At 62.6% G+C, this 8,319-nt stretch carries 6 protein-coding genes; 2 read left to right on the top strand and 4 right to left on the bottom strand.

From position 1 onward, the window contains the following. Window positions 1-323 precede the first annotated feature (323 nt). The 4 genes from E4T66_RS11065 to E4T66_RS11050 are packed head-to-tail and all read right to left on the bottom strand — an operon-like array spanning window position 324 to window position 5,821. Complete coding sequence (locus E4T66_RS11065) at window positions 324-614, bottom strand: hypothetical protein (protein ID WP_136849071.1); 291 nt, start codon at window positions 612-614, stop codon at window positions 324-326. Continuing rightward, window positions 611-1,252 (bottom strand): tetratricopeptide repeat protein, encoded by a 642-nt coding sequence (locus E4T66_RS11060; protein ID WP_136849070.1) that lies wholly within the window; start codon window positions 1,250-1,252, stop codon window positions 611-613. The genes E4T66_RS11065 and E4T66_RS11060 overlap by 4 nt, the downstream gene beginning before the upstream one ends. After that, the gene (locus tag E4T66_RS11055; RefSeq protein WP_136849069.1) at window positions 1,236-4,109 is read right to left on the bottom strand and encodes a tetratricopeptide repeat protein; all 2,874 of its coding nucleotides are present in this window, start codon (window positions 4,107-4,109) and stop codon (window positions 1,236-1,238) included. The genes E4T66_RS11060 and E4T66_RS11055 overlap by 17 nt, the downstream gene beginning before the upstream one ends. After that, on the bottom strand, window positions 4,106-5,821 hold the full coding sequence (locus E4T66_RS11050; RefSeq protein ID WP_136849068.1) for a hypothetical protein: 1,716 nt from the start codon (window positions 5,819-5,821) through the stop codon (window positions 4,106-4,108). The genes E4T66_RS11055 and E4T66_RS11050 overlap by 4 nt, the downstream gene beginning before the upstream one ends. A gap of 630 nt (window positions 5,822-6,451) precedes the next feature. On the opposite strand from E4T66_RS11050, the gene E4T66_RS11045 reads away from it, so the two are divergent. Together E4T66_RS11045 and E4T66_RS11040 are read left to right on the top strand one after the other, a co-directional pair. Then, entirely contained in the window at window positions 6,452-6,673 is a 222-nt protein-coding gene (locus tag E4T66_RS11045) for a hypothetical protein (RefSeq protein WP_136849067.1), read from the top strand. Window positions 6,674-6,760: 87 nt separating this feature from the next. After that, window positions 6,761-8,299 (top strand): OmpA family protein, encoded by a 1,539-nt coding sequence (locus tag E4T66_RS11040; RefSeq protein WP_136849066.1) that lies wholly within the window; start codon window positions 6,761-6,763, stop codon window positions 8,297-8,299. The last annotated feature ends 20 nt before the right edge of the window (window positions 8,300-8,319 follow it).

The raw sequence follows: 8,319 nt of genomic DNA, 5'->3' as shown, positions 1-8,319 counted from the left end.
GCCATGCCAGCAATGTGGACGTCGATATCCTGCGGACCAGGCGCCTTTGCCCAATCCCGCAAACTTGTTTCGGATCACCCAAGCAACCCGTCACCTCACCATCGCAAACGCCGTGCCAAGGTCGTCTGCATGCACTTCATTCGCTGTTGCGATCCTTCGATACGTACACGCACACAGCTTCATTGCATCGCGGCCGCCCCAGGCGCGATGGCTGAGCGCTCGAGCAGCAACGCAGCCCGGGCCGATCCACGCTGGGGCAGTCGTTGTGCAAACGTGCAGGGTCTGCGCAATCCCGGTGCGTGGACATGCGCGGATAGTCTGTGTCAGCGACTGCGCTGCAGACGTTCACGGCGATACGCCAGCCGTGCGTCGTCGTAATCGACCAGGCGCTGGAATTCCATCGGGTCCAACTGCGCCAGCGGCGGTGCGTACAGTCCCGGTGGACGGTCAACATCTGATGCGGTTTCGTCCTGCCATGGCGTCAGGTACAGACCGACTGCCGTGTCCTGCTCGCCGACGATCGTCGTTCCGGGCGCGGTAGCGCTGTCCTGCGCGGCTGCGGGCTGCCATCCAGAGATCAGAGCGAGCGCAAAAAGAGCGAGTCGAGCGGTCATTTTCCAGCCCCGGTGCTGCTGGCCACCGCAGTGCCGACTTGCATCTCAAGCTCCTTGACCCAGGCGGTGACGATCAGATCGTCTCCGTGATCGTGTTCGAGGTAGGCGCGATAGTGCGTCAGGGCGTCGACCGGGCGTCGCAGCGAGACCTCGTACAGAATGCCGAGATTCAGATGCGCGTCAGCCTGCGAGGGCTGAGTCTTCAGTGCTTGCAGGTAGGCTTGTTCCGCCCGTCTGAAGTCGCCGGTTTCCCGATAGAGAATGCCCAGCCAGTTCAGTGCGACAGCATTGCCCGGATTGGCTGCAACCGCTTTCGAGAAATTCGCGACCGCCTGCTCCCGATCATGGCCCTGGGCGTACAGGATGCCCAGATTGGTCAAGGGGCCGGACATGTTGGGAAATGCCTGCGCCAGCGCCTCGAACGCCTGGCGCGCCTCATCCGGTTGCATGTCCTTCATCAAGGCCAATGCGGCCTTGAAACGCTGGTCGGCTTCGTCTGCCGATGCAGCGGGGAGCGTGGGGCTCTGCTTCGGCGGTTGCGGTCGCGGCGTCGAGCCCTGGCGCACGCCGGGGCCACTGCAGGCGCTGATTCCCAACGCGAGGCTCACGGCGACGATCAGTTCAAGCCGGCGATTCATAGATCATCTCCCGATGTTCGTTCTTGCCATACTTCGCCGGCACCAGCTCGGATAGCGCTGAGACGCTGCGGCGAATCCAGGGGTCCCACAGACCCTGACCAATGCGTTTGAGGTTGGCCTCATGCGCCTTGATTGCCTTCTCCTCGAACGGGTAGGCCTGTTCCTCAAGCAGTAGGTCGTACTGTTCGCGTTCCAGATCCGACAGATTGCGCGGTCGCTCGGATTGCATCAGTGCCTTGCCGAATTCGCGATACACCGTTCCGAGCTCGAAGGTTGCGGCCGTGGTGACGTCGGCGAACCCGAATGCCGCAGCCTGATCCAGCAGCGCGATGGCGGTTTCGGTCTCAGCCTTGCGCCGCGGAAGGCTGGCATCGATCGGTGCGCTCAGCCGGATCGCCTGTGCATCGCTGGCATGCATGCGGCCCAGGGCGAGTAGTGACGTCGCCGCCATCTCACGCGAGTGTTCGCTGCGCTCGGTGCCGGCGCCACGGTCGGCATCGACGATCGCTTGCAGCCAGCGCGTCTGTCGTGTGCGGTCGTGCTGATCGTCGCGTGCCATGTCAGCAAGGCGCTGCAACGCGTCCAGAGTCGGTGCCAGCGGGCGCGGGAACGTGATGACGTAGTACTCGAAGGCGTTGATCGCCTGCGCAACAGCGCCAGAGGCATCGAACTGCTGTGCGGCCAGCCATGCGGCGCTGCGTCGGGTGTCTGCGGTTTCGCTGGTGCGCTGGGCAATGCGCAGGAAGGCTTCGGCAGAGCGCGCCGGCTTGTTGTCCTTCTGGTAGGCCACGGCAAGCTTCTTGTCGACGTCAGCGATCAGCTCATGCTGGGGATTGCGCTGACGGAAGCCTTCAAGCGTCTGTTCGACAGCCGGCCAGTCTTCCAGGGTGACCAGTGCGGCGGCCGCGTCGTAGTCCGCGGTCGCACGGATCGGTGCGAACGGCACCAGGCGTCCGATGCGCAGGAAGGTGTCGGCAGCGGTGCGCTGGTCGCCTGCGGCGCGCGCGACTTCTGCCTGCCGATAGATCGAGGTGGCCAATCGCTCAGACATTGCGGGGCGCAGCGGGTCGTCCACGTCGACCTGCTGCAGTAGTGCCAGATAGGCGGTTTCGGCTTCCGGATACTGTTGCAGCGCATAGCGTGCGTCGGCGATGACGCTGAGCGCGCTGCGCTGCGACGCGGGGGAAGGCTGTGCCTGCAATACCTGTTCGGCGATTTCGATTGCGCGTTCGTAATCCTGCAGCTCGAACAGATTCTCGGCCGTGCGCGCCAGTGTCGCGGCGCGCTGCGCGTGTTCCGGGAAGTGCTCGGCAAAGCGCAGGCCCGCATCGATGGCCTGGTGCAGCGCCGGCTGACGCTTGCTGCTGCCCGCCTGCCGATCGGCCTCGGCGATCAGGCGCTGATAGGTCTGCACCGACGCATACCCGGCGTCCGCTGCGCCGCTGTAGTCGGGATAACCATACGCTGTCTGCGCGTACTGCTCTGCCGCATGCAGGATCTGGCCGCTGTCGAGCAATGTGTCTGCGTAGAGCAGATTGATCGATGCGATCTGCGGATCCTGCGGGAACCACTGCAGCAGGCGACGGTACGCTTCTGCAGCGCGTGCAAACTGCGTCTTGCGAGCGGCATCGTCTGTGGATGCCAGCTGTTGCGCCTGCGCCTGATAGTGTTTGCCCAGCGTTTCAAGGTCGATGCGTACGTGCGTCAGTACGTCTTCCGACGGTGTCCTTTCATGCCAGTAGGCTGCGCCCGGCGCATAGTCGTCAACATAGCGCTCGGTTGCCGCGATCACGCGCTCGGTGAACCCGCCGTCGGCGTAGGCGTCGATTGCGCGTCGCTGAAATGCGGGTGACAGTGCATGCTGCGGATGCTGGTCGATGAATGCTGTGAAGGTTTCGGCCGCATCGCTGTAGCGCTGTTTATCCAGCATCAGTCGGCCGAGCGCGTCATACAGCAGAACGGTGTAGCGTGGCTCGCTGCCCACTTGTTTCAGATAGTCATTGATCGCCACGCCGCCGCCGAGCGACGCGAACGACAGGCTCACGACCCGCAGCGTGTCGCTGGCGAAGCCGCCATCGGCTTGGCTCAGCGCCGTGGCGGTATCGTCGAGCTTGCCCTTGGGCAGTTCGCGATCGAGTACCGCCATGAACACCGGTAATGCGTCGCTGTACTTGCCCTGCTGGAACAATGCCCAGCCATATTTGTACTGCGCGATGTCGTGGAAGTGGTTGTCCGGGCCGAATGCGACCACCGTGGCGTAGGCCGTGGCCGCGTCCGCGTAGTTGCCTTTCGTGTACAGCAGCTCGGCGGCGCGGAACATGCCGTCGGCGGTACGCTCGGAATCGGGATAGCTCTGGCCCAGTTCGCGGAGCTGTGCCGTCGCGCGATCGTTGTCGCCCGACAGCTGATAGGCGCGCGCGAGCTGGTACATCACGCGATCGTTGTGAGGGTAGGTGGGAACGTCTTTGAGAATGCGCTGATATGCGGCGATGGCCTTGTTCAGCTCCACGCCGTCGGTATCGTCTCCGGCATCGGCAATCTGTACCCGCAGATCGGCAGAGCGCCGCAGCGCTTCGGCCAGGGTCATGGGATCCGGTGCGAGTTGCAGAAGCTCGTCGTACTGCGCCAGCGCAAGACGCGTGTCCGGAGTGACCGGATCGGAGGTCTGGACATTGACCATGCTGGGCGTCTTGGCGACCAGATACTTCAAGCCGAATGTCGACGTCAAATCCTTGTGGGCTGCAATCGAGCCCGCAGTCGACGGCGGCGTCTCCTTGATGGACAGCGTCTGACAGGCGCTCAGTCCGATGACGCAGAGTAGCGCTGCTGACCCTTCACGTAGCCGATTGTGTTTCATTGGTCGCCCCTCGTCGACAGAGGGCTCTCGTCGTCAAGATTCCGATCGTGTATGCGTGCCAAGGTGAACCGTGCCTCGATCTGGTACCGGCCGGTGTGCTGCTTGAGCTGGTCAAGTTGCGCAATCGCAACGCTCTCAAGCTGGCTGCGCTGCGTAACAGTGTCCTGATTGACCGTGGTGAGCAGCGCAGCAACGCGTGACTGCAATGCGGCAAGGTCAGGGGCATTGCGGGAGCCGGTTTCTTGCAGGAGGGAATGCAGGCGCCCTGCATGCAGATTCAGCAGCGCATCCGCTTCGCGCAGATGTCGATAGCGTTCGAAGGCATCGATGAACGAGCGCCGCGAGATCAGATGACGTACGTATGCGCTGTCGTCCGCGTACGAGAGATCCGCAAGGGACCAGCGCCAGCCGTTGTCGGCGTCGGAGACGCCGGCGTCGATCGCCTGTACCAGTGCACCGCTGCGCACATGCTCAATCGCGGTATCCAGCTCGGTACGTGCGGCGTCGAGCTGCTGGATAGCACGTTGCAGATAGTGTTCGGATTGTTCGTGCGCACCGAGATGTCCGAGTGCGTAGGGCACCACCAACAGGCCCTCCTGAACCGCTGGATCGATTGGGTCACGGCCGATCAATTCGGTCCACGTCGCCAGCGCGTCCTTCAGATCCTCGCCGCGGCTGCCCATGGCGACCGCCCAGGCGTTGCGGAACGGGGTAGTGCGCCTTGCTTCCGGCGTGTCTTCGACCAGAGACGGGAACAGTTGATCGCCGGGTTGAGTCGGAGGGGCGTTTGTGCCGGGGCTGGCTTTTGCAGTTGGTGCGATGTAGGCCCAACCCAGTCCAAGCAGCGCCTGATTGCCGTAGGGGCCGGGACTGCGCACCCGCGACAGCACCGGGATCGCGGCCTTTCCGCTGCGCTGCCGCAGCAATTCGTAGCCCAGCGTCAGATTGGCAAGGTCGCGCAGTCGTAGCGACGTTGAGTCGTTCTGCGTACTTTGACCGATGGCGTCCAGGGCGGCGCGTCCCTGCTCGGCGTCGCCCTGACGCATCTGTTCCACCGCTTGGTTGAAGCGAGTGATCTGCGATGGCGTGACGGTTTCTGGGGTTATTACCGCTGCGGCGGATGTTTCGAGGGGCGGAAGTCCGTCGAGTTCGATGCTGGCCGTCAGCGTGCGACCGATTGACTGCAGCAGGTGTGCCGCGCGCTGCTGCAGCGGGCCGCGATCCTGGATCTCGCGCACGCGGATCTGCGGGGGTTTGCGGAATCCTCCCTCGGTCAGGGTCAGTTCCAGCGTCAGCGGATCCGCTGATTTCTGGATGAATTGATCAACGCTCGTGACGATGCGAGGCGTCGTCGGGCGCGCATCCACTTTGCGTGAAATCAGAACAGCGCGCAGGCGATGCTGTCCGGGCGACAGCGCCGTCATCAGTGCGTGGTGCAGGTCCCGTGATGCGAGTGCATCCGACTCGGCGGCGCTGTATTCATAGGTCGTTGCGGGCAGATCGTCGATGCGAAGCTCAATCTTGCGCAGGAGAAGATCTTCGACTTCTGTTCCGACATATAGATTGAGGCCGACGACCTCGGCCTGATCCATGCGGCGTTCAAGTGCCAGAGCATCGCGAGTCACCGAGTTCACCGCCGCGTCGAGCGCACCCGGTTCCGCGGCGACAGCGAGCAGCGGAATGCCCAGCACCAGTGCGGAAGCGAGCAACATGCTTGCGCAACGCCGTGCCGGGCCAACCTGAATGTGTCTGAGCTGTTTTGCGTACACCATTGAACTCGTCGTACAAAAAAAATCCACCTGCGCCCGTCGGGGCCAAGGTGGACGTCCTTATCCGTTGCGGGCCGCCGTTGGCCTGCGGACTGCGTCGATCAATAGATGCCGCAGTCGCTGAAACGGTACATCGCAACCATCATGCCAGCCGCTCCAGGCTCGGCTCGCGAGCGGCAGCGTGACAAGGTCATCACACATGTGTGCCACGGCTTGGTGCCGAGGGGTGCGATGCGTACGCACCAAGATCGCGCGCAGTGCGGCTTTGCAGTGCTCTTCCTAAGGTGGTCGTGGCACTCGGATGGCTGCGCATGTGCGCGAGGCTTCACACGTCGATTCCTCGCTGTTGGTCGACGGCTGTCTACGCTGACGAGAGGATGTGCCCGAAGATGCCGCCATGATCAAGGCGGGATCTCGAGTATTGGCCGAACACCGGATGTCGCTGGCATGATGATTGCTGCTTCTGGCTGCAAGGCGGAACCAACGACGGTTCTGATCGGATGAAGACGTCCACCTCGCTCAATTTGAGCGCAGGTGGATTTTTTTTGCCTTCAGAAATTTTTGAGGTGCGCGATGCAAGCAAGTCATGGGACAGCGGTGTCGACCGCTGCAGCTGCCAAGGCAGAGATTTCAACAGTGCATGGCGACGCATCAGGCGTGTTTGAGGATGCCAATCCCAACAACCTCGGGTGGCTTGGCACCGCTCCGATCACTTTCGGCGACATCGTGCTGGGTGTCTGCGCTGTCGTCGGCACGCTGGTCGTCATCGTTGACGCCTGGAGCGCGTGGATCTGAGATGGCTGCGTCGCGAAATCGAGTATCGGCGATGTCTACGCGGTTGCACTGGATGACTGCCGAGGACGCATCATCAGGGAAATCACGATGAAAGATTTCGGTGTCTGTACGCTTGCCGTCGGCGCACTGAGCGTGGGACTTGCCCACGCGGCGCAGGCGTATGACATCGACGATCGAGCCTATATCGTGCCGATGTTTTCGTACGTGCTGGCCGATGATGCGCGTGATGCCGACGATGGAATTGGAGGCACCCTGGCGATCGGCAAGCCTGTTTCGCCGAACCTTGAGATCGAATTGCGCGGTAGCTATCTGCAGTACAGCGCACATGACAATCGGCCCCGGTTTCTAGGGCAGCCGATTGGTCCCAAGCCGGAGGACTTTGAAGTCACCGCAGGTGGCATTGGTGCCAGTTATTTCTTCGAGTCACCGGGGCGGGGCTTCTTCTTGCACGGTGACGCGATGGTGGGCGACAGCACCCTTTACAACGCCGGCATCGGATTCGATTGGGGCAGTGAGGTGCGCGTACGCTTCGAGGCGCTGTACCACTGGGATACGGATCAGGCTGACTTCGAGGAGCCGCAATTCAATCTGGGTTTCCGGATCCCGATCGGCAAGCATACGCAGACAACGCCGCCACCTGCTTCGGTGCGGGTCGTGCCGCCGGTTGCGCCGCCGCCACCGGCTGCGCAGTGTGGTGACGGCGTCGACAACGATAGCGATGGGAAGGTCGATTTTCCGGCTGATCCGGGCTGCACTTCGTCTGACGATAACGACGAGGCCGATCCGCCGTGTGAATTGCCGTCGCCCGGGCAGGCGATGAGCCTGGACGGCTGCAAGACCGGTGACACGATTGTCCTGCGTGGCGTCAATTTCGAATTCGACAAGGCCAACCTGACGGTCAACGCCAAGGCGCTGCTGGACCTGGTGGTTGATGCACTGATCAAGCGGCCGGATATCCAGGTTGAAATCGATGGGCACACCGACAGCAAGGGAAGTGATGCCTACAACCAGAAGTTGTCTGAGCGCCGCGCAATGTCGGTGATGCAGTATCTGGTTGAGCATGGCATCGCTGTAGACCGTTTGAGTTCGGCCGGCTTTGGCGAATCGATGCCCGTTGCAGACAACGCAACCGATCAGGGACGTGAGCTGAACCGGCGGGTTGAGCTCAAGGTTCTGCAGACCGGTGTCGGGGCTGCGCCGATGGAACCCGCCGTCGGCGAGGGCACCGCAATTCCGGCGCCCGTACTGGAGCCGATTGCGGGCGCGATGACGGTATCTCCGGCCGTGCCAGGAACGATGGCTGAGCCTGCAGTGGAATCTGCCGCGGTCGATTCTGAGCCTGCTGCCGGCGAACCAACGCCCACTCCGCCCGCGTCGACGTCCGGAGCCGCGGTGTCGATCGGGTTCATGGTATTCGAGCCGCCCAATCTGACGGTTGCTCCGGGAACGACCGTCACCTGGACGAACACCGATGGCTCTAATCATGTCGTCAAATTCGCTGACCAACAGAGTCCGCGGCTGCGCCACGAGGCGAGCTACAGCCGCCGCTTCGACACTCCCGGCGTATATCCCTACGAATGCGCAATTCACGGAAAGCGCATGTCGGGAAGCATCACCGTGCGCTAGGCGACCTGTGCGGTACCGAT

It is taken from the genome of Sinimarinibacterium arenosum (assembly GCF_005047655.1).
Lineage (GTDB): Bacteria > Pseudomonadota > Gammaproteobacteria > Nevskiales > Nevskiaceae > Solimonas.
This window is presented reverse-complemented; position numbering and strand designations above follow the sequence as displayed.

What these genes read in the sequence shown, in the direction of transcription:
- E4T66_RS11065 (WP_136849071.1), bottom strand. Translation starts at nt 614, where the DNA reads ATGACCGCTCGACTCGCTCTTTTTGCGCTCGCTCTGATCTCTGGATGG.
- E4T66_RS11060 (WP_136849070.1), bottom strand. Translation starts at nt 1,252, where the DNA reads ATGAATCGCCGGCTTGAACTGATCGTCGCCGTGAGCCTCGCGTTGGGA.
- E4T66_RS11055 (WP_136849069.1), bottom strand. Translation starts at nt 4,109, where the DNA reads ATGAAACACAATCGGCTACGTGAAGGGTCAGCAGCGCTACTCTGCGTC.
- E4T66_RS11050 (WP_136849068.1), bottom strand. Translation starts at nt 5,821, where the DNA reads ATGTTGCTCGCTTCCGCACTGGTGCTGGGCATTCCGCTGCTCGCTGTC.
- E4T66_RS11045 (WP_136849067.1), top strand. Translation starts at nt 6,452, where the DNA reads ATGCAAGCAAGTCATGGGACAGCGGTGTCGACCGCTGCAGCTGCCAAG.
- E4T66_RS11040 (WP_136849066.1), top strand. Translation starts at nt 6,761, where the DNA reads ATGAAAGATTTCGGTGTCTGTACGCTTGCCGTCGGCGCACTGAGCGTG.